The 20603-nt window shown below is 67.3% G+C and carries 18 protein-coding genes, 1 tRNA gene and 1 pseudogene; 7 read left to right on the forward strand and 13 right to left on the reverse strand.

Annotated elements, in window-relative coordinates:
• Nucleotides 1–122 precede the first annotated feature (122 nt).
• The 6 genes from ACNKFW_RS00640 (at nt 123) to ACNKFW_RS00665 (ending at nt 4261) form a co-directional block, all read left to right on the forward strand.
• Entirely contained in the window at nt 123–569 is a 447-nt protein-coding gene (locus tag ACNKFW_RS00640; RefSeq protein ID WP_024842801.1) for an RrF2 family transcriptional regulator, read from the forward strand.
• 152 nt (nt 570–721) lie between these two features.
• Nucleotides 722–1570 (forward strand): shikimate dehydrogenase, encoded by an 849-nt coding sequence (locus ACNKFW_RS00645; RefSeq protein WP_024842802.1) that lies wholly within the window; start codon nt 722–724, stop codon nt 1568–1570.
• Nucleotides 1567–2163, forward strand: a complete 597-nt coding sequence (coaE, locus tag ACNKFW_RS00650; protein WP_024842803.1) for a dephospho-CoA kinase — start codon at nt 1567–1569, stop codon at nt 2161–2163. The genes ACNKFW_RS00645 and coaE overlap by 4 nt, the downstream gene beginning before the upstream one ends.
• Nucleotides 2156–2875, forward strand: a complete 720-nt coding sequence (gene dnaQ, locus ACNKFW_RS00655) for a DNA polymerase III subunit epsilon (protein WP_147427435.1) — start codon at nt 2156–2158, stop codon at nt 2873–2875. Before coaE ends, dnaQ begins: the two co-directional genes overlap by 8 nt.
• 79 nt (nt 2876–2954) lie before the next feature.
• Complete coding sequence (locus tag ACNKFW_RS00660) at nt 2955–3833, forward strand: YihY/virulence factor BrkB family protein (protein WP_147427436.1); 879 nt, start codon at nt 2955–2957, stop codon at nt 3831–3833.
• Nucleotides 3834–3868: 35 nt separating this feature from the next.
• On the forward strand, nt 3869–4261 hold the full coding sequence (locus ACNKFW_RS00665) for a GFA family protein (protein ID WP_147427437.1): 393 nt from the start codon (nt 3869–3871) through the stop codon (nt 4259–4261).
• 157 nt (nt 4262–4418) lie between these two features.
• Here the strand turns inward: ACNKFW_RS00665 and ACNKFW_RS00670 are convergent, their stop codons facing one another.
• The 3 genes from ACNKFW_RS00670 to ACNKFW_RS00680 are packed head-to-tail and all read right to left on the reverse strand — an operon-like array spanning nt 4419 to nt 6955.
• A complete protein-coding gene (locus ACNKFW_RS00670) occupies nt 4419–6200 on the reverse strand; it encodes a sensor histidine kinase (RefSeq protein ID WP_418024438.1) in 1782 nt (593 codons plus the stop codon).
• Between the two features lie 9 nt (nt 6201–6209).
• Nucleotides 6210–6803, reverse strand: a complete 594-nt coding sequence (locus ACNKFW_RS00675) for an RNA polymerase sigma factor (RefSeq protein ID WP_024842808.1) — start codon at nt 6801–6803, stop codon at nt 6210–6212.
• A gap of 5 nt (nt 6804–6808) precedes the next feature.
• On the reverse strand, nt 6809–6955 hold the full coding sequence (locus ACNKFW_RS00680; protein ID WP_019352327.1) for a NepR family anti-sigma factor: 147 nt from the start codon (nt 6953–6955) through the stop codon (nt 6809–6811).
• A 93-nt stretch (nt 6956–7048) separates the two neighbouring features.
• Here ACNKFW_RS00680 and ACNKFW_RS00685 point away from each other — a divergent pair, with 93 nt between their 5' ends.
• The gene (locus ACNKFW_RS00685) at nt 7049–7852 is read left to right on the forward strand and encodes a response regulator (RefSeq protein ID WP_024842809.1); all 804 of its coding nucleotides are present in this window, start codon (nt 7049–7051) and stop codon (nt 7850–7852) included.
• A gap of 121 nt (nt 7853–7973) precedes the next feature.
• Here ACNKFW_RS00685 and ACNKFW_RS00690 read toward each other — a convergent pair whose 3' ends face one another.
• From ACNKFW_RS00690 to ACNKFW_RS00735, 10 genes and pseudogenes are all read right to left on the reverse strand, one after another.
• Nucleotides 7974–8939 (reverse strand): NAD(P)H-dependent flavin oxidoreductase, encoded by a 966-nt coding sequence (locus ACNKFW_RS00690; protein WP_147427439.1) that lies wholly within the window; start codon nt 8937–8939, stop codon nt 7974–7976.
• An 84-nt stretch (nt 8940–9023) separates the two neighbouring features.
• On the reverse strand, nt 9024–10079 hold the full coding sequence (locus ACNKFW_RS00695; protein WP_024842811.1) for an aldo/keto reductase: 1056 nt from the start codon (nt 10077–10079) through the stop codon (nt 9024–9026).
• Between the two features lie 20 nt (nt 10080–10099).
• Nucleotides 10100–10195: transfer RNA gene (locus ACNKFW_RS00700), tRNA-Sec, on the reverse strand.
• A 114-nt stretch (nt 10196–10309) separates the two neighbouring features.
• Nucleotides 10310–12127 (reverse strand): annotated as a pseudogene (selB, locus tag ACNKFW_RS00705) (selenocysteine-specific translation elongation factor); the annotation flags it as partial.
• Between the two features lie 19 nt (nt 12128–12146).
• The gene (gene fdhE, locus ACNKFW_RS00710; RefSeq protein ID WP_024842814.1) at nt 12147–13055 is read right to left on the reverse strand and encodes a formate dehydrogenase accessory protein FdhE; all 909 of its coding nucleotides are present in this window, start codon (nt 13053–13055) and stop codon (nt 12147–12149) included.
• A 24-nt stretch (nt 13056–13079) separates the two neighbouring features.
• Nucleotides 13080–13766 (reverse strand): formate dehydrogenase subunit gamma, encoded by a 687-nt coding sequence (locus ACNKFW_RS00715; protein WP_024842815.1) that lies wholly within the window; start codon nt 13764–13766, stop codon nt 13080–13082.
• Entirely contained in the window at nt 13766–14764 is a 999-nt protein-coding gene (gene fdxH / locus ACNKFW_RS00720; protein ID WP_024842816.1) for a formate dehydrogenase subunit beta, read from the reverse strand. The genes ACNKFW_RS00715 and fdxH overlap by 1 nt, the downstream gene beginning before the upstream one ends.
• Entirely contained in the window at nt 14761–17844 is a 3084-nt protein-coding gene (gene fdnG / locus ACNKFW_RS00725; RefSeq protein ID WP_081750439.1) for a formate dehydrogenase-N subunit alpha, read from the reverse strand. Before fdnG ends, fdxH begins: the two co-directional genes overlap by 4 nt.
• A gap of 159 nt (nt 17845–18003) precedes the next feature.
• Nucleotides 18004–19080, reverse strand: a complete 1077-nt coding sequence (locus ACNKFW_RS00730; RefSeq protein ID WP_147427441.1) for a hybrid-cluster NAD(P)-dependent oxidoreductase — start codon at nt 19078–19080, stop codon at nt 18004–18006.
• Nucleotides 19080–20318, reverse strand: a complete 1239-nt coding sequence (locus tag ACNKFW_RS00735) for an aromatic ring-hydroxylating oxygenase subunit alpha (protein WP_024842820.1) — start codon at nt 20316–20318, stop codon at nt 19080–19082. The genes ACNKFW_RS00730 and ACNKFW_RS00735 overlap by 1 nt, the downstream gene beginning before the upstream one ends.
• Nucleotides 20319–20603: the final 285 nt, after the last annotated feature.

Consider the following 20603-nt stretch of genomic DNA (forward strand, 5'->3'; position numbering starts at 1 on the left):
CGCGGTCAATGTGACAAAACGATGGCGTTTTGGCGATGGTTCCTGAACAGAAGGCGCGGTGCCCTGCGATTTCTTGCCGAAATCGTTGCATGACGGCACGGCGAACACTAAGGATTCCCTTTATGATCTCGCAGAAGACGAAATATGCCATCAAGGCGCTGATGGCCCTGGCAGACGAGGTCGCCGCCGGCGGCAATGCCCTGACGATCGAGGAGATCGCGCAGCGGTCCGGCGCGCCCAAGCGTTTTCTGGAGCATATCATGCTGGAGCTGCGCAACGCCGGCTATGTCGGCTCGCGCCGCGGCCGGGCGGGCGGCTATGTGCTGATCAAGCGGCCCAACGAGATTTCCATCGGCGAATTGCTGCGCCAGGTGGACGGGCCCATCGCGCCGCTGCCCTGCCTGTCGCGCCGCTCCTATCAACGCTGCGAGGATTGCACGGACGAGGCCACCTGCCGGCTGCGCCGCATGTTCGGCCAGGTGTTCTGGTCCTATCTGCTGCTGATCGAGTCGCTGACGCTGGAGGATCTGGTGGCCGAGGGCGGCCTGCCCGAGATGAGCGTGGTCTGAACCCGGCCCACGGGGGTTGCATTCTTGCCATGGCCCAGGTCGCGAAGGGCGATACGGCTTGACCCCAGGGCAGCCCGATAGCAGTTGTGACGCGACATTCGATCCATCCCGATGCCGGGGCGATGCCCCTGAGAAAGCACCGCAGGTCTGCCATGGTTGACAGTACGCCCGCCCCCAAGCACGCGCCCCTTGCCGCGGTCATCGGCTGGCCCATTGCCCATTCCCGCTCGCCCCGGCTGCACGGGCACTGGCTGAAACGCTATGGCATCGCCGGGCATTACGTGCCGCTGCCGGTGATGCCCGAACATCTGGCCGAGGTGCTGCGCGCCATGCCACACATGGGTTTCGTCGGCGCCAATGTCACCATCCCGCACAAGGAAAGCGTGCTGGCCTTGGCCGATGTCGTCACCGACCGCGCCGCGCTGATCGGGGCGGCGAACACGCTGATCTTCCGCGCCGACGGCAAGATCCATGCCGACAATACCGACGGCTACGGCTTCATCGCCAATATCCGCCAGCACGCGCCGGACTGGATCCCCGGCCTGGGCCCCGCCGCAGTGATCGGCGCGGGCGGCGCGGCGCGGGCCGTGGTCGCCTCGCTCTTGGAAAGCGGGGTGCCCGAGCTGCGTATCGCCAACCGCACCCGCATCCGGGCCGAACAGATCCGGTCCGAGTTCGGCGCCAAGGTCGTGGTCTATGACTGGGCGCAGGCCGGCAACATGCTGGAAGGCGCGATGACCGTGGTCAACGCCACCTCGATGGGCATGCAGGGCAAGCCGCCGCTGCGGGTGCCGCTGGACGCGCTGGCGCCGGGCACGCTGGTCACGGACCTGGTCTATACGCCGCTGATGACCCCCTTCCTGACCGAGGCCCAGGCGCGCGGCTGCGAAATCGTGGACGGGCTGGGCATGCTCTTGCACCAGGCCACGCCCGGCTTCGAGCGCTGGTTCGGCCAGCGCCCCGAGGTCGATGACGAATTGCGCCGGATCGTGCTGGCATGACCTACCGGCTGGGCCTGACCGGCGGCATCGGCATGGGGAAATCCACCGCCGCGCAGATGTTCCGCGACCTGGGCCATCCGGTCTGGGACGCGGATGCGGCCGTGCATCGGCTTTACGCGCCCGGCGGCGCGGCCGTCGCGCCGGTGGCCGCCGCCTTTCCCGGCGTGCTGCGGGATGGCGGCATCGACCGCGCCGCGCTGCGCGAGGCGCTGGCCACCGACCCCTCGGGCTTTGCCCGGCTGGAGGCCATCGTGCATCCGCTGGTGGCCGAGGACCGCGCCGGCTTCATCGCCGCGCACCAGGACGCGCCCATCGTGGTGCTGGACATCCCGCTGCTGTTCGAGGGCGGGTCCGAGCGCCAGATGGACGGGGTGGCGGTGGTCTCGGCCCCGCCCGAGGTGCAGCGGGCGCGGGTGCTGGCCCGCCCCGGCATGACCGAGGCGGATTTCCAGATGATCCTGTCGCGGCAGATGCCGGATGCGGAAAAGCGCAGGCGGGCGGATTTCCTGATCCCCTCGGACACGCTGGACGGCGCGCGCGCGGCCATCGTGGACATCTGCGCCCGGATCATGGCAGAACGGCCCCATGCGTGAGATCGTTCTCGATACCGAAACCACGGGCTTCGACCCCGATACCGGCGACCGCATCGTCGAGATCGGCGCGGTCGAGCTGATGAACCACCTGCCCACCGGACGCACCTTCCACGTCTATATCAACCCCGAGCGCCCGATGCCGCAGGAGGCCTTCGAGGTGCACGGACTGGGCGACGATTTCCTGCGCGACAAGCCGAAATTCGCCGAGATCGCGGCGGATTTCGTTGCCTTCATCGGCGAGGACACCCGGCTGGTGATCCACAATGCCGGCTTCGACATGAAATTCCTGAACGCCGAGCTGCGGCTTTGCGGCTATCCGGTCATGCCCTTCAGCCGGGCGGTCGATACGCTGGAACTGGCGCGCAGCCAGTTTCCCGGCGCGCAGAACTCGCTTGATGCGCTGTGCCGGCGCTTCCGCATCGACAATTCGGACCGCACGCTGCATGGCGCACTGCTGGACAGCGAGCTTTTGGCCGAGGTCTATCTGGCGCTGCGCGGCGGCCGTCAGCCGGGGCTGGTGCTGGAGACCGGGCCTCTGCACGGCGGCTCGGGCGCCGGGGCGCGGATGGAGGGTGGCGCCGCCCCACGGGGGCAAAGGCCGCGCCCGCTTGCCCCCCGCATCACCGAGGCCGAGGCCGAGGCCCATGCCGCCTTCGTCGCGAAACTGGGCGAAAAGGCGGTCTGGCTGCGCTATGGGGACGGGAAGCACTAGAAGGGCCGGAACCTTGCCCGCGGGGAAGCGGGTTTCCTCCGCAGGGCCGGCAACCGAAACGGAAAAAAGGACGGGAACCTTGATCAGGGATTGGTGGCAGTTCGTCCTGGCGATCTTTGAGCGGATGGACAAGATCCACATGAGCCTGATCGCCGCCGGCGTGGCCTTCTATGCCATGTTCGCGGTGTTTCCCGGAATGGCGGCGCTGTTTGCGCTGTGGGGGCTGTGGAACGACCCCGAGGTGATCGAGCAATACATCCACACCACCGACGGCTTCATCCCGCAAAGCGCCGCCGACATCATCTATGGCCAGATCAGCGCGCTGGTGGCGGCCGGGCGCACGCAGCTGGGCTGGACCACGGCGATTTCCTTCATCATCGCCACCGTCTCGGCGCGGGCCGGGGTGGACGGGCTGATCCGCGGCCTGAACGCGGCCTATGGCGTGCGCTCGCATTCCACGGTGATGGGCTTCCTGCTGGCCTATGTGCTGACGCTGGTCATCGTGCTGGTGATCGCCCTGGGGCTGGCCACGATCATCGTGGTACCCATCGCCTTCAACTTCCTGCCCGACGTGCCCTTGCGCAACTGGCTGATCGGCGCGCTGCCCTGGATGGCGATCTTTTTCATCGTGCTGGTGGTGATCGGCATCCTGTATCGCTATGGGCCGAACGTGAAGACGCCGCGCACGGCGATCTTCACCTGGGGCTCGGTCTTCGCGGCACTGGCCTGGGCGGCGGCCTCCTATGGGTTCTCGGCCTATCTGGCCAGCTTCAACAGCTACAACCGCATCTATGGCTCGATCGGCGCGGTGATCGCGCTGCTGATGTGGTTCTACCTGGGCGGGTTTACGGTGATGCTGGGGGCGCTGATCAACGTGGAACTGTCCCGCCGTCGCCGCTTCATCGCCGCCAAGAAGCTGCGGCAGGCGGCGCGGAAGGACGCGGGCAAGGCATCGTGAACGGCTTGCCCGCTCGAACTTGAAGGAGACGCAGCATGGAGCGATTCACCGGTGGTTGCCTGTGCGGCAAGGTTCGAATCGTTGCATCCGGGCGCCCCTGGCGGGTCGGCCTGTGCCATTGTCTCGACTGCCGCAAGCATCACGGGGCGCTGTTTCACGCCTCGGCAGTGTTTCCCCGCGACGCGGTGACGATCGAGGGCGAAACCCGCGATTACGCCGGGCGGCTCTTCTGCCCCCGCTGCGGCTCGTCCGTCCTTGCGCGCAGCGCGGATGAGATCGAGGTGAATCTGGGCTCGCTCGATGCCCCGAATCAGCTGGCGCCGACCTATGAGCTATGGACCATCCGCCGCGAATCCTGGTTGCCGCCGTTTCCGCTTGCAAGGCGATACGAGCGGGACCGGGTCGCCACGGGCCGCTTCGAGGAATAAGGGGGCAGCGGCAGGTTTCGCCCATCATCCGCAGCGCAAGCCCCGCCAGAACCGTTCCCATCAGCCAGCGCCGGACGACCATCCAAAGCGGCGCCCGGTCAGGAAGACCGCGATGCTGCCCTGGCCGGGCAGGAATCGCCACAGACCCCTTGCCTAGCTAGTGCCGCGACCCCGGCCGGGCGGCCGAGGTCAGCACCACCTGCGGCATCTCGGCGCCATCGCGCTTGTGCAGGTTCTCGACCCGGAAGCGCAGCCGCAGCAGGAACCGGCCGTCGCCCGTCTCCTGCTCGGCCTCGCCTTCCAGCTGGGTGGCGAAGGCCTCGATCAGCTGGCTGCCAAGGCCGGTGCCCTCGGCCAGGCTGCTGGCGCCGATCGAGTTCTCGACCTCCAGCACCGCATGGCCCGGCCCGTCCGCCCGCAGCGAGACCCGCACCCAGGGCTCGGCCTCGGGGTTGGAAACGCCGGAATATTTCAGCGCATTGGTGAAGGCCTCGGTCGCCAGCAGGCTCAGCGGTACCGCCTGGTCGGGCATCAGCACCAGCGGCTCCAGCCGGGTGTCGATGCGCAGCCCGGTGCCGGGGCCGACCGAGGCATTGGTCATCTGGTTGATGATGTCGCGGATCAGCCGATCGGCCTGGACCGAATCCAGATGCTCGGCCTGGTAGAGGTTGCGATAGATCGTCGCCAGCGACGCCACCCGGTCCTGGACCGAGCGCAGCACGCGGCGCGCATCGTCATGCTCGATCACCCGGATCTGCATGTTGATGATCGAGGCGATCAATTGCAGGTTGTTCTTGACCCGGTGATGCACCTCTTTCAACAGCACGGTCTTTTCGTTGACCGCGGCCTCCATCGCCTCTTCGTCGCGGATCAGGATGCGGGCCATGTTGTGGAAGGTCTGGCTCATGTCCTCAATCTCGGCCGGCGCGTCGGCCAGCACCGGCGGGGGCGCGGAACGGTCGCCGATGGCAAAGCGACGCATCTGGCTGCGCAATTCGCGGATATGGCGCAGCACCAGGCGATAGACGGCGAAATAGGCCACGGCCAGCGAGGCGGCCCACAGGATCAGCGGCAGGATCAGCGCCGTGCGCCGGGTGATGTCGATGCCGGTGATGCCGGATTCGGCGCGGTTCCACGACCCCAGCGCATAGACCAGGCCCGGCACCACCGGCACGACGCTGAACACCCGCCGCTCGCCCGAGTTGGAAATGTCGCGGAAGGTGGTCTCGCTGCGCGACAGGAGCGAGGGCAGCGACTTGCCGCGCGGCAGCACCTCGGTGATGTCGCCGGCGCCCTCGCGGTCCGAGGAGATCACCTCGCCCTGGTTGTTGAAGGTCAGGATGCGCGCGCCCTCGGTCCCCAGGCCCGAGACATGGGTCGAGCGCAGCAGGTCATGCGACATCGAGACGGCGATGAAGCCCAGCAACTCGACCCCGCGGTAAAGCGGCTGGATCACCACCAGCACCGACTTGCCGGTGACCGGCCCGTCCTCGCTGGTCGTGACCAGCGTGCCGGGGCTTTCGCTGAACTGGCGAAAGGCGGATTCGCCGGAAAGGTCGTGCACGCCGCGCACCGAGGAGCATTCCGTCACCCCGTCCAGCCGGGTGAAGCCGGCATAGACGAAGTTCACCGTGCGCTGCACCAGCCCGCGCATGATGTCGGAACAGGCCTGCGGCCGGTCCATGGTCTCCAGCACCGCCGGGCCCAGCGCATCGGCGGTGCCGAGCGCACTTTGCAACAGCGCCCTTTCCCCGGCAGCGGCGGTGGCGGTGCGGCCCAGCAGCGCGATTTCCGAGGATCGCTGGTATTCGCGCGACAGGTGCAGCGTCTGGATGACCGAGATCAGCCCGATGGGCAGGATCGCCACCGACAACAGGCCACCCAGCCGAAAGCCGAGGCCCTTGGTGAATTCCAGCCTGTCCAGGATGCGCCGCAGCACGACGCCATCTCAGCGCAGGATCGGGGTGTTCTGCGCCATCACCGCCAGCGTGGCACGGTCGGTCATCTCCAGTTCCTCGCCCTCTTCCAGGTGCAGAAGCTCGGCCAGCTTGCGCCGGCCGCGATTGGCACGCGACTTGACGGTGCCCACGGCAACACCGGTCATCGCCGCCGCTTCCTCATAGGAAAAGCCCGAAGCGCCGACAAGGATCAGCGCCTCGCGCTGCTCGTCGGGCAATTGCTCGAAGGCGGTGCGGAAATCGTTCAGCGCCAGCCGGCCGTCATGTTCCGGCCGCGCGGCCTGGCGGGCGGCGTGGAGACCGTCGGTATCGCTGATCTCGCGCCGGGTCTTGCGGCGGGCGGAATAGAAGGTGTTGCGCAGGATGGTGAACAGCCAGGCGCGCAGGTTGGTGCCGGGCTGGAACTTGTCGATATGGGTCCAGGCCTTGACGATGGTGTCCTGCACCAGATCGTCGGCCGAGGCCCCCTCGCGCGTGAGCGACAAAGCGAAGGCGCGCAGCGCCGGCAGGTGATCGACCAGTTCGTCCCGCGGATCGCCGTGGTCCTGGGGGCGGGCCGTCCGCGCCGGTTTCCGATCGGTCATCCGGTTCACTCCTGCTCGCGCAATTTGTCGAGCAACTGCAGGAACCTGTCGGGGATCTGCTGGGTCGCATCCTGCTCATAGACGCGGCGCAGATTCTCGTCGATCTGCTTTTCTATGGCTGCTCGCCTGCGTTCCTCACGCCTGGTATTCATTTTTTAGTTATTCCCGGTAATCTTGTGCGCACCTTGCCCAACCGTTACCTATCCGATCAGGTTCCGACACACGACGCATTTTTCGAGGTAGCCATGACCGCAGCGGATCTTGCCCAGTCCATCAGCCGGGAACTGCCCTATCTGCGTCGCTATGCGCGCGCGCTGACCGGCAGCCAGACCGCCGGCGACAATTACGCCGCCGCCACGCTGGAGGCGATCCTGACCGATCGCAGCCTGATGGATGGCGAGGACACCCGCCTCGGGCTGTTCCGCACCTTCCACGCCATCTGGCAAAGCTCGGGCCAGCCGGTCGAGCTGGGGGCGCAGAGCCCGCGCGAGGCCCGTGCCCAGGCGCATATGCGCGGCCTGACGCCCAATTCGCGCGAGGCGCTGCTTTTGCGCACCATCGAGGAATTGCGCTACGACCAGATCGCGCAGGTCATGCAATGCCCGCAGGCCGAGGCCGAGGAGCTGGTGCAGATCGCGCTGAACGAGATGGGGCAGGCGCTGACCGGCAAGGTCATGGTGATCGAGGACGAGACCATCATCGCCATGGACCTGAAGGGCATCGTGCAGGCCATGGGCCACGAGGTCACCGGCATCGCCCGCACCCATGCCGCCGCCGTCGACCTGGCGCATCAAAGCCGTCCGGACCTGATCCTGGCCGACATCCAGCTGGCCGACGGCTCGTCCGGGATCGAGGCGGTGAACGAGCTTCTTGCCAGCATGGGCGACATCCCGGTGATCTTCATCACCGCCTTCCCCGAGCGGCTGCTGACCGGCGACCGGCCGGAACCGGCCTTCCTGATTTCCAAGCCCTATTCCGAGGAGCAGGTGCGCTCGGCGGTCAGCCAGGCGATGTTCTTTGCCTCGACCGAGGGGCTGGCGGTGTCCTGACGCACCGCCGCCGCGCCGGGTGGCGCGCTGGAAAGGAGTGTTTGGGAAACGGTGAAAGGCGCGGACCCTGGCGCCCCGCCGCGCCGTTGCATGGGTATTTGGGGAACGAAGAAGCCGGGGGTCAGGCGCAGAGGGCGGCGCGGGCCTCGGCATGTTCGCGGGCCAGGCGGTCGATCAGCCGGGCGGCGGGGAGGATTTCACGCACCGCGCCGATGCCCTGGCCCGAGCCCCAGACCTGGCTCCAGGCCTTGGGCCGCGACGAGGCCTCGGCGAAGTTCATGTCCGACACATCGCCACGCTCCAGCCTGGCCGGGTCGAGCCCGGCGGCGCGGATCGAGGGCGCGAGGTAATTCCCCGACACCCCGGTAAAGAGCGAGGAGGTGACGACGTCCTCGGCCCCGCAATCCACGATCATGCGCTTGTATTCGGGCTGGGCATTGGCTTCCTCGGTGGCGATGAAGGGGCTGCCGACATAGGCCAGGTCCGCACCCATGGCCTGCGCCGCCAGCACCGCGCGGCCGGTGGCGATGGCGCCCGACAGCAGCAGCGGGCCGTCGAACCATTCGCGGATCTCCTGCACCAGCGCAAAGGGCGATTGCGGCCCGGCATGGCCGCCGGCACCCGCCGCCACGGCGATGAGCCCGTCGGCGCCCTTTTCGATGGCCTTGCGGGCGAAGCGGTTGTTGATGACGTCATGCAGCGCGATGCCGCCGCAATCATGCGCGGCCGCGTTCACCTCGGGGCGGGCGCCCAGGCTGGTGATCCAGATCGGCACGCGATGCTTGTGGCAGATCTCGATATCGCGCTGGAGGCGTGCATTCGAGCGATGCACGATCTGGTTCACCGCGAAGGGCGCCGCGGGATGGTCGGGATTGGCCTGGTTGTGGCGGTCCAGTTCCTCTTGGATCCGGGTCAGCCAGGCGTCGAGCAGCGGGGCCTCGCCGTCCTTTTCGCGGGCGTTGAGCGCCGGGAAGCTGCCGACGATCCCGGCCTTGCATTGCGCGATCACCAGTTCGGGCCCCGAGACGATGAACATGGGCGAGGCGACGACGGGGATGCGCAGATGCGACAGGATCGGGGGCAGCATGGGGTTCCTCGGGCTCGGGTGACGCGGGCAGATTGCCCGCGCCGCACCATGCTGCCAACCCTGCCGTGGCGTCGCGAGGGCGTCTCAGTAGGGCAGCGGGTGGCTGCAGTGCAGCTGGTCGATGCGCTTGAGCGCCTCGTCGGACAGCCGCAGGTCCAGCCCGGGCAGCAGGTGGTCGAGCTGCGCAAGATCGGTGGCGCCGATGATCGGGATCGCATGGAACGGCCGCTGGCGGGTGAAGGCGATGGCCATGTGGATCGGGTCCAGCCCCAGCTCGGCCGCGAGCCCATGCCAGGCGGCGACCGCGGCATCGGCGCGGGCGGTGCGCCGCCCGCCCAGGTTGCCCGGCCCGCCGCTGGCCCGGTCGGCTGCCGCGCGGCTGCCGGCGGGCTCGGCCCCGTTGCGGTATTTCCCGGTCAGCAGCCCCGCCGCCAGCGGCGAATAGGCCAAGAGCGTCACCCCTTCGTTCACCGCCAGTTCCGCCAGGTCGGTGTCGAAGGCGCGGTAGAGCAGGGAATATTCGTTCTGGATGCTGGCCATGCGCGGCGCGCCCATGCGTTCGGCCGTGTCGATCCAGCGCGCCGTGCCCCAGGCCGATTCGTTCGACAGGCCGATGGCGCGGACCTTGCCGGCGCGCACCGCCTCATCCAGGGCGCCCAGCACGTCCTGCATATGCGCGAGCGTCGCCGCACGGTCCTGTTTCGAAGGGTCGTAGCGCCAGTTCTGGCGGAAGGCATAGCTGCCGCGCACCGGCCAATGCAGCTGGTAGAGGTCGATATAGTCGGTTTTCAGCCGCCGGAGCGAAGCGTCGATGGTGCGGCGCAGGATGGCGCCGTCGAAGCCCTCGGCCCGCACCTTGTCGCCGGGGCCGGCGGCCTTGGTGGCGATCTGCACCCGGTCGCGGGTGCCGCGCGCGGACAGCCAGTCGCCGACGATTTCCTCGGTCCGGCCCACGGTCTCGCGCCGCACCGGGTTCACCGGGTAAAGCTCGGCCGTGTCGATGAAGGTGATGCCGGCGGCCAAGGCGCGGTCCATCTGCGCATGGGCATCGGCCGCGCCGGTCTGGTTGCCGAAGGTCATGGTGCCCAGGCAGACCGCGCTGACCCGAACCCCGCTGCTGCCAAGCGTCGTGCTGTCCATTACCGTCCTTTCGTCGCATCTGGCGGAAGAGAGTGGGAGTCGAACCCACCCGAGACAGGCTCACTGCCCCAACCGGATTTGAAGTCCGGCCGCCCCACCGGGGACGCTTCTCTTCCCTGTTCCCGCTCGTCCGGCCTGTCCGGCGTGAACAGGTCGATCCGGTGCGGGTTGATGCGACGAAGATCGCTCCGACGCAAGGTCAGACCGAGCCGGTCGAAGAAGTCAAGGATCTGGATCGCCACCTTGCGGCCGTTCTGCACCCGGTCGCGGAAATCCGGGGCGGTGAACCAGCCGTCTGGGCTGGCGGCGCCAAGGTCGCGGATGATGCCGACCATCTCGATGGTGGTGGCGCGGGCAAAGAAATGGTCATGCGCGATCTGGTCGATGCGGCCCTGGCGGGCAGCCATACGCAGGATGCGGCGGACCTCGGGTTCCTCGGCGTCGAAGGCATGGGCGAAGTCGCGCACGCGGGGCGGACGAAAGCGTTCCTCGCCCGAAAGCCGGGGCAGGATGCGCTCCAGCAGCGCCTCGTCCTCGGGCGCAAGCCGGGGCAGGTGGCCGGGCAGGCGGATGAAGGCGCCGTCCAGCGCGATGCGCCCTGCCGCCGCCTCGGTGCGCAGGAAGGTGGCGAAATCGGGCTTGGGCAGGCGCGGGTCCAGCATCAGCCGCAGCTTTTCCCGGCCCAGCCCCTGAAGATCGGCATTCTCGGCGTGAAAGGCGGCGAGTTCCGCCTGCATCTGCTGGCGCAGCGCCTGAAGCCGGGCGGGGCTGAGCGCCTGCCGCGTGCCGGGGACGATGGCGATGTCCGAAGCCGCGATGGCGCGGTCAAGCTGGGCCGGGGCCAGCGCGCGGTCGCGGGCAAAGGCACCGAGATCGACCAGCGCCAGCCCGGCCAGCGCCGACAGCGCCTCGGTCGGGTCGGGCAGGGCCATGGCGCGCAGCACGGCCAGCCGCTCGGGCCGGCTGCGGTGGCGGGCGGGGGCGCGCAGGTCGATCAGCCGGCCTCCGCCGATGGTGCGCCGGGCCGAGACGTCGCGCAGGATGAAGTGCTCGCCCAGGGTCGCGGCCAGGGGGCGGTCGAGGACGAGCTGCGCCAGCCCTTCCTCGCCCGGAGCCAGCGGCCCTTGCAGCGGCACGATGCGGGCGCCGGTTTCCGCCGCGCCCAGATGCAGGCGGGCGGGAAACCAGGTGGCCAGCGGCTTGGGCTCGGTCCCCAGCACGCGCAGCATCACGTCGATGCGCCGGGTCGGTGCGTGCAGCACGGGGTCCAGCGCCACGTCGCCGCGATGGATCGCCTCGCGCGTCACCCCCTCGCCGGCTAGGTTCAGGGCGCAACGCTGGCCGGCAAGGCCGGTTTCGGCCTTGCGGTTCTGGGCGTGAATGCCCCGCACGCGGGCCGGCAGCCCCGAGGGGCTGAGAAGGATCTGGTCGCCCGGCGCGACCCGGCCCGACAGCACCGTGCCGGTGACGACGGTGCCCGTTCCGGCCAGGGTGAAGCTGCGGTCGATGGCCATGCGAAAGCGCGCCTCGGCGGCGCGGGCGGCGGTCTGCGCCTCGGCCTGCACCAGCGCGGCGCGCAGGGCGTCGATGCCCGCCCCGGTCAGGGACGAGACAGGAAAGACCGGCGCCCCGGCCAGCCCGGTCGGGGCCAGCAGGTCCGCGATCTGGGCAGTCAGGGCGGCGATGCGGTCGGGGGGCGCAAGGTCGGATTTGGTCAGCGCGACCATGCCGTCGGCGATGCCCAGCAGGTCGAGGATCGCCAGATGCTCGCGCGTCTGCGGCATGATGCCGTCATCGGCGGCGACGACCAGCAGCGCCAGGTCGATGCCGCCGGCCCCGGCCAGCATGGTGTGGACGAATTTCTCGTGCCCCGGTACATCGACAAAGCCGGTGACGGCACCGCCGCCCAGGTCGGCATAGGCGAAGCCCAACTCGATGGTGATGCCGCGGGCCTGTTCCTCGGCCAGCCGGTCAGTCTCGATGCCGGTCAGCGCCCGGACCAGCGCGGTCTTGCCATGGTCGATATGCCCCGCCGTGCCGACAATCATCGCCCGCGCCGAGCCGCCGTCAATAGCCGGCCAGGAAGGGGTTGAAGCCGCCCCGCTTCCATTCGGTGTCCCGCATCATCAGGTCCAGGCCGAGGCTCGCCACATCGTCGGCGATGGGCTCAAGCGAGGGATTGCGGTTCTGATACAGGATCTTGACCCAGCGGTCGCATTCGCGGCAGACCTCGGCCTTGACCGTGGCCTCGCCAGTCTCGACCGAGCGATAGGAAATGCCCTTGGTCGAGCCGCAGCAGAGGCATTTCACCCGCACCTCGTTCCACAGCGTCTGGCAGGTGGCGCAGGAACAATAGCGCGCGCCCTCGGCGCCGATGCTTTCGGTCACGATGCTGGTCGCCGGGCGGCCGCCGCAGGCCGGGCAGATGCCGGTGCGGATCGGCACCAGTTGCGCCGCGTCCAGTATCGCCGCCCGCATCGCGGCATGGACCTGCAAGGCGGCGGCGGCGAACAGATGCGGGGCCACGCTGGCCTCGGGGATGGTGTCGGCCAGCACATTGCCCATGACCCAGTCCAGATCCGCAGGCTCGGCCGCCTGCAAGGCCGCCAGCGCCAGCCGCGCCGGCTCGGGCATGTCCAGCGCCGCCAGCCGCCCGAGCAGCAGCGGCAGCGCCTGTGCCAGCCCGTCGCGCATGGCGTTGCGATCAAGCGGCGGCATGCGGCTGGCGCGGGCCAGGTCGATCCGCTCGGGCGACAGCGGCTCGGGCTGGGGCAGTTCGCGGGCCAGATCGGCCTGCGCCCGGCAGATCCCGGCCAGGAAGCGCAGGTAGGGCGCAAGGTTCGGGCTGTGCCCGGCCAGGAAATCGAACCGCTCGGCGCGGGTCGAGAACAGCGCCGCGGGTTCGGGCAGGCGCGCCAGGGGAACCTTGGCGACGCCGCCGATCATCGAGGGATCAGGCTTCAGGGCGGTGGACATGGCTTCCTTTCGGGTCGCTTGCGCCTACTCTGCCGGGCCGCCGCCCTCGCGTCCAGCCAGTTCGCGCAACCATTTGCGATGGTGCCGCCAGGCCCAGCCGCCGGTCACGGTGCCGCGGGTCATGGCGCGGATGGTGCCGCGGGTCCAGATCGCCGCATAGACATGCAGGATGAAGGTCAGGATGATCGCCACCGCCGCCACCGCATGGATCAGCACTGCCCAGCGCCGCACCGGGATCGAGACCAGATGCGGGAAATATTCCTGCCAGATCATCACCCCCGATACGATCAGCACCACGATCAGCACCGACATGGCCCAGAAGACGAATTTCTGCCCGGCATTGTATTTGCCCAGCTCGGGCAGCTTTTCCTCTTCGCCGCGGACGACCTCGCCGATATGGCTGACCCAGGTGCGGTCCTCGGGCCGGGGCAGGTTCAGCCGCCACATCTGCAAAAACAGCAAAAGGAAGCTGAAGAACAGCAGGATGCCCACGAAAGGATGCAGCCAGCGCGTCATCTGCCCGCCGCCGAACAGCCCGGTCAGGAAGTAGAGCGAGGGGTGAAACAGCGCCAGCCCCGAAAGCAGCAGCACGATCAGGCTGGCCGCCGTCACCCAGTGGTTCAGCCGCGTGATGCCGCGATAGCGGCTGACCGTAACCGGACGGCGGCTTTCGATATGGTCGCCCGGGGCCGAGAACATGCGCTTGGCCATCACAGCACCTCTCTTTCCGGCGGGATCGGGGGCTCGCGCCCCGAGACCAGTTCCTCGGCATGGACCTCATCCTCGGCCGAGACCTTGTTGGCGCGCGTCATCAGCCCGTGCAGGACCGAGCCGACGGCCGCCGCGCCGATGGCGGCCAGGCCCAGCGTCTTGGTCACGCCCTTCCAGCCCTCGACCACGGGCGAGATGCGTGGCTGCTCTGGCAGGTCGGAATAAAGCGAGGGCTGGTCGGCATGGTGCAACACATAGAAGACATGCGTGCCGCCCACCCCTTGCGGGTCGTAGATGCCGGCATTGTCGTAGCCGCGCGACTTCAAGTCGTCGACGCGGGCCTCGGCATGGGCCAGCATGTCCTCCTTGGTGCCGAAGACGATGGCCTGGGTCGGGCAGGCCTTGGCGCAGGCCGGCCCCTGGCCCACCGCCACCCGGTCCGAACACAGCGTGCATTTGTAGCTGACATGGGTTTTCTGGCTGATGCGCGGGATGTCGAAGGGACAGCCGGTCACGCAATAGCCGCAGCCGATGCAATTCTCGTGGATGAAATCCACGATGCCGTTCGAATATTGCACGATGGCGCCGGGGGCCGGGCAGGCCTTGAGGCAGCCCGGATCGGCGCAATGCATGCAGCCGTCCTTGCGGATCAGCCATTCGAAATCGCCGGTCTGCGGGTTCTCGTATTCCGAGAACCGCATCAGGGTGAACATGTCGGGCGTCAGGTCGTGCGGATTTTCGTAAAGGCCGACATTTTCCTCGATCTCGGGATAGGTGTCGTTCCATTCGGCGCAGGCCGACTGGCAGGCCTTGCAGCCGATGCATTTCGATACGTCGATCAGCTTGGCCACCGGCGTCAGTTCGCGCGTCGGCGGCGGCAGGTCGGGCATGGCCGAGGCGCGGACGACATCGCCCGGCCCCAGGTTGGCCTGCATCGGCTGCACCGGCGGGTTCGAGACCGCGGTGCGCGGGCTGTCGAGGTTCGGATCGGTCGTCATGACACCGCCTCCCCTGTCGCGGGTTCGATATTGACCAGGAACGCCTTGAATTCAGGCGTTTCCACATTGGCATCGCCGACAAAGGGCGTCAGGCTGTTCGGCCCGAACCCCTTGCGCGCCGCGCCCATGAAGCCCCAGTGCAGCGGGATGCCGATGACATGCACCAGCTTGTCGCCGCATTGCATCGGCTTCAGCCGTCCCGTCACCAGGGCCTTGGCCCTGACCTCGCCCCGCTTGGACCAGACCCGCACCCAGCCGCCGCGCCGGATGCCCTTTTCGGCGGCCAGCTCTTCGCTGATCTCGACGAAGAACTCGGGCTGCAGGGCAGCGTTGATGCGGTTGTGCTTGGTCCAGTAGTGGAAATGCTCGGTCAGGCGATACGAGGTCGCCGCGATCGGGAACTCCTCGCTGGTGGCGAATTGCTCGGCATCGCTGGCAAAGACCCGTGCCACCGGGTTGCCGCGCATCTGCGGGTTGAACACGTTGGCCAGGGGCGACTCGAACGGCTCCATATGCGTCGGGAAGGGACCGTCGCGCATCAAGCCCCGCGTGAACAGGCGCGAAACGCCTTCGGGGTTCATGATGAAGGGACCGACATCGCCGGGCCTGGCCGTGGGCGCGATGTCGGGCACGTCGTAGCCGGTCCATTTCTCGCCGTCCCATTCCAGCAGCTTGCGCGAGGGATCCCAGGGCCGGCCCTGCATGTCGGCAGAGGCGCGATTGTAAAGGATCCGCCGGTTCAGCGGCCAGGAAAAGGCCCAGTTCGGATAGGCGCCGGTCTCATCGGGGTCGATATTGTCCCGTCGCGCCATGTTGTTGCCGTCCTCGTTCCAGCAGCCGGAATAGATCCAGCAGGCGCCCATGGTCGTGCCGTCGTCACGATACTGGCTGAAATTCAGCAATTGCTTGCCCTTGGCGGTCAGCAGTTTCGTCGGGTCGGCGGTGTCGTAGACATCCTCCAGCGCCCGGCCGTTCAGCTCCTTGGCCAGTTCCTCGGGCGAGGGCTCGTCGGGGTCGGCATAGTCCCAGGTCAGGTTCAGGATCGGGTCGGGGAAGACGCCGCCTTCCTCCTGGTAGAGCTTTTTCACGCGCAGGAAGATCTGCGCCATGATCCAGGTGTCATGCCTGGCCTGGCCGGGCGGCGTCGCCGCCGACCAGTGCCATTGCAGCCAGCGGCCGGAATTGACCAGCGCGCCATCATCCTCGGCAAAGCAGGACGAGGGCAGTTCCAGCACCTCGGTCTGGATCGAGGCGGTGTCCACGTCGTTATGTTCGCCGTGGTTTTCCCAGAAATGCGCCGTCTCGGTCGCCAGCGGGTCCATGACCACCAGGAGCTTCAGCTTGCTGAGCGCCGCCGTGACCTTGCCCCGGTTCGGGAAGGACAGCAGCGGGTTGAAGCCCTGGCAGAAATAGATGTTGACCCGGCCGGCATCCATCAGCTCGAACATGCGCAGGATGTCATAGGTCGGCACGTCCAGCTTGGGCAGGTAGTGATAGGCCCAGTCGTTCTCGGCCGTGGCGGCGTCGCCCCACATCGCCTTCATGAAGCTGACCATGAACTTGGGATAGTTCTGCCAATAGCTGGTCTGGCCCGGCCGCAGCGGCGTGAAGCTGCGGCTGGACATGTAGGTCTGCCAGTCCGGCTCTTTCTCGGTCGGGATGTTCAGGTAGCCGGGAATCAGGTTCGACATCAGCCCGATATCGGTCAGGCCCTGGATGTTGGAATGGCCGCGCAGCGCGTTCATCCCGCCGCCCCGGACGCCGATATTGCCCAGGATCAGCTGCAGCATCGCCATGCCGCGGATGTTCTGCGAACCCTTGGCGTGCTGGGTCCAGCCCAGCGCATACATCGAGGTCATGGTCTTGTCGGGCGCCGAGCACTCGCCGATCATCTCGGCGATCTTGAGGAAGCGGTCCCTGGGCGTGCCGCAGACCTGTTCGACCAGTTCCGGCGTATAGCGCGAGACATGTTCCTTGAGCAGGTTCCAGACGCAGCGCGGATGCTCCAGCGTCATGTCCACGGTGGCAAAGCCGTCCTCGCCGATGACATAGTCCCAGCCCGACTTGTCATAGTCGCGCTTTTCCGGGTCGTAGCCGGTGAACAGCCCGTCGCTCCAGCCGAACTCGTCCTTCACCAGCCAGGCGGCATTGGTGAAGTTGCGGACGTAATCCCATTGCACCTTGTCGTTCTGGATCAACCAGTTGATCAGGCCCATCAGGAAGGCAATGTCCGAGCCGGGCCGGATCGGCGCATAGTAATCGGCCACCGAGGCGGTGCGGGTAAAGCGCGGGTCCACCACGATCAGCCGGGCGCCGCGCGTGGCCTTGGCTTCGGTCACCCATTTGAATCCGCAGGGATGGGCTTCGGCGGCATTGCCGCCCATGACGACCACGAGGTCGGTATTCTTGATGTCGGTCCAGGAGTTGGTCATCGCTCCACGGCCAAATGTCGGGCCCAAACTGGACACCGTGGGGCCGTGTCAGACGCGCGCCTGGTTGTCGAATCCGACGATCCCCATGGATCTGACCACCTTGTAGGTCAGCCATGCGGTTTCATTGGTGGTGGCCGAGGCCGCCAGGTAGCCGGTGGTGGTCCATCGGTTGACGGGCACGCCGTCGTCGTTGGTCAGCACCATGTTGGCATCGCGGTCATCCTTGAGCGCGCGGGCGATCTTGTCCAGCGCCTCTTCCCAGGAGATCTCCTCGAAGCTGGCCGCGCCGGGCCGGCGGATGCGCGGCGTGGTCAGGCGCGTCTCGGCATTGACGAAGTCCTTGAGCGCCGCGCCTTTCGGGCAAAGCGTGCCGCGATTGGTCGGATGGTCGGCATCGCCCTCGATATGGACGACCCTGGCCTCTTCGCCGGCCTTCAGGTCGCCGTCGGAATAGATGATGACGCCGCAGGCGACCGAGCAATAGGGGCAGGTATTGCGCGTCTCGGTCGTCGAGGCCAGCTTGAAGGCACGCACATGCGCCTGTTCCGCCGCCTCCGCCCCGCCGAAGCCCATGGCCCCCAGCGATGTCGCCGCGACACCCGCACCCGCCAGTTTCAGGAAACCGCGCCGCGAGAGGTCGATATTCATCGTGCCCTCCTTTTGCCTGTCGTAGAGATAGGTACCGGGTCAGGATCACCCGGTATGGTAGTTCTGTCAAGCGCGGCAGGACAAGGGGCGGAACCTTTCGGCCCGCCCCTTTTCCCAGAAAAACCGGGGGTTTTTGCCATGCTGTGACCGTGGTGCCGGTCAGACCTCGACCGAGACCGCCCCGATCGGATGCGAGCAGCAGGCCAGGATATAGCCCTCCTCGATATCCTCGTCGGTGATGCCGCCGTTATGGACCATATGCACTTCGCCGGCGGTCTTGCGAATCTTGCAGGTGCCGCACAGGCCGAAGGTGCAGCCCGAAGGGATGTTCAGCCCATTGGCCTTGGCCACCGCCAGCACCGTGTCGGTCTCGTTGCATTTCGCCACCACGCCCGAACTTTCGAAGGTGATCTGGGCGGCGCTGTCCTCGTCCGGGACCACGTCGTCCAGCACCGGGGCCTCGGCCTCGGTGCGGATCGGGGCGCCGAAGCTTTCCTGGTGATAATGGTCCATGTCGAAGCCCAGCGCGATCAGCATGTCGCGCACCGCCTGCATGAAGGGCTCGGGCCCGCAGCAGAACACCTCGCGCTCAAGGTAGTCCGGGGCCATCAGGCCCAGCATGATCTGGTTCAGCCGGCCGCGATAGCCGTGCCAGGTGCGGAACGGGTCGGAGTCCTCGACCGTGAAGCGCAATTGCAGCCCCGGCACCCGGTCGGCCATGCCTTCCAGCCGCTGGCGGAAGATGATCTCGCTAGGGCTGCACGCGGCATGGACGAAGACGATGTCCGGCATCTCTCCCGAATCCCAGGCCCAGGTGGTCATCGACATTACCGGGGTGATGCCCGAACCGGCCGAGATGAACAGGTATTTCGGCGCCTCGTGCCGGACGAAGGAAAAAATCCCCGCCGGCCCGAAGGCCTTGAGCCGCATGCCCGGCCGCAGGTGGTCGATCATCCAGCGCCCGCCGACGCTGCCCGGCTGCGCCTTGACCGTGACCGAGATGGACAGCGGCCGCGACGGGCTGGAGCTGATCGTATAGGTGCGCTGCACGTTGCCGCCCGGAACCGGCAGGTCCAGGGTGACGAACTGGCCGGGCTGATAATCGAACCAGGCCCCCGAAGGCGCGCGGAAGGTAAAGGTGGCGGTGTCCGAGGTCTCGGGCACCACCATCACGCATTCCAGCGGCTCGTCGTCCTTCCACGGCTTGTCGCCGAATGCCTTGACCAAGACCGCCATTATTCCGCCGCCATGGCCGGACGCGGCGACAGGCGATCCAGCATCTGCCGCACATACCAGTCGACGAAATGGATCACGCCCTCTTCCTGGTGGGGCGAATAGGGGCCGGGCTCATAGGCCGGGGACAGGATGCCCTTCTGGTTCTCCTCGACCACGCGGCGGTCCTCGTCATTGGTGGCCAGCCAGACCTCGGTCAGCTTCTGCAGGTCGTAGTCGACACCCTCGACCGCATCCTTGTGGACCAGCCATTTCGAGGTCACCTCGGTCTCGGTGGGCGAGATCGGCAGCAGGCGGAAGACGATGGCATGGTCGGGCAGGAAGTGGTTCCAGCTGGACGGGAAGTGATAGAACATCAGGCTGCCGGCGTCGTTCCACGGGATCGTGCCCATGCGCCGGTTCACCGCCGCCTTGGTGGACATGGTGAAGCTTTCGGCATTGTTCAGCAGCGGCACGCGGGCGAAGCGCCATTGCATCCCCGGCTCGTTCACGAAGCGCGCGGGCAGGCCGGCCTGGTCGCAGCGGTTCCAATGCGCCAGGATCTCGGGCGAGGCGGCGTTGGGCCCCTCCATCACCGTCATCAGCGGGTTGTCGGAATAGGTCCGGCACAGCGAGGGATGGCTGCCGCCGCAATGGTAGCATTCGCGGTTGTTCTCGATCACCAGCTTCCAGTTGCCCTTCTCGACGATGGTCGAGGTGAAGGCGACCTTGGCGTTTGCGAGGTCGCTGGCGCCGACGTAATCACGCAGATAACCGCCCAGCGGCTCGAAATCCGGCGGGTTGTCGGCCAGGCAGATGAACACCATGCCGCCCTCGGTCCGGCAATGGACCGGCTTGAGGCTGTATTTCGAGGCATCGAAATCCGGCCCCATGTCGCGGGCGAACAGCAGTTTGCCGTCGAGGTCGTAGGTCCATTGGTGATAGGGACAGACCAGCTTGGGCGAGCTGCCGTTCTGCTTGGGGCACAGCCGCTGGCCGCGATGGCGGCAGACGTTGTGGAAGGCACGGATCTGGCCGTCGGCGCCGCGCACGATCACCACCGGATACTGCCCGATCTGCAAGGTGGCGTGGTTGCCGGTCTTGGGAATGTCGCAGGAAGGGATGGCGAACACCCATTCGCGATACCAGAGATTCTCCAGATCGGCCTGGTAGACGCCCTGGTCGCAATAGAGGTCGCGGCTGAGCGAGAAGTTCTTTCGCCGGTTGGCGAGCTGGTCCAGGATTTCGGCTGTGTTCAGCATGGCTTGATTCCGTCACAAGGGGCGTCCTTGGCAAAGCATTGCACCGCTTTGGCGGGTCGCAATTCGCCAAATGCGACGCCCGGATGACGCAAACGCACCTCGGGCGCTTTTGCGTAGCCCCGAGCCCCGCCTCCAGAGACAGGCAGGCCCCGAAAGGGGTCATTCGGAAGCGGCTGCCACGCCGCCAGCAAGCGCGGGTATAAGCCTGGGGATAAACGGCCGCGACTCGGGAGGTCGAATCTGTGGAGATCGCGCGGCCTTTTCCATGTCTACGGATCGCCGCTT

Source organism: Paracoccus sp. TD-10 (assembly GCF_048270675.1).
GTDB lineage: Bacteria > Pseudomonadota > Alphaproteobacteria > Rhodobacterales > Rhodobacteraceae > Paracoccus > Paracoccus pantotrophus.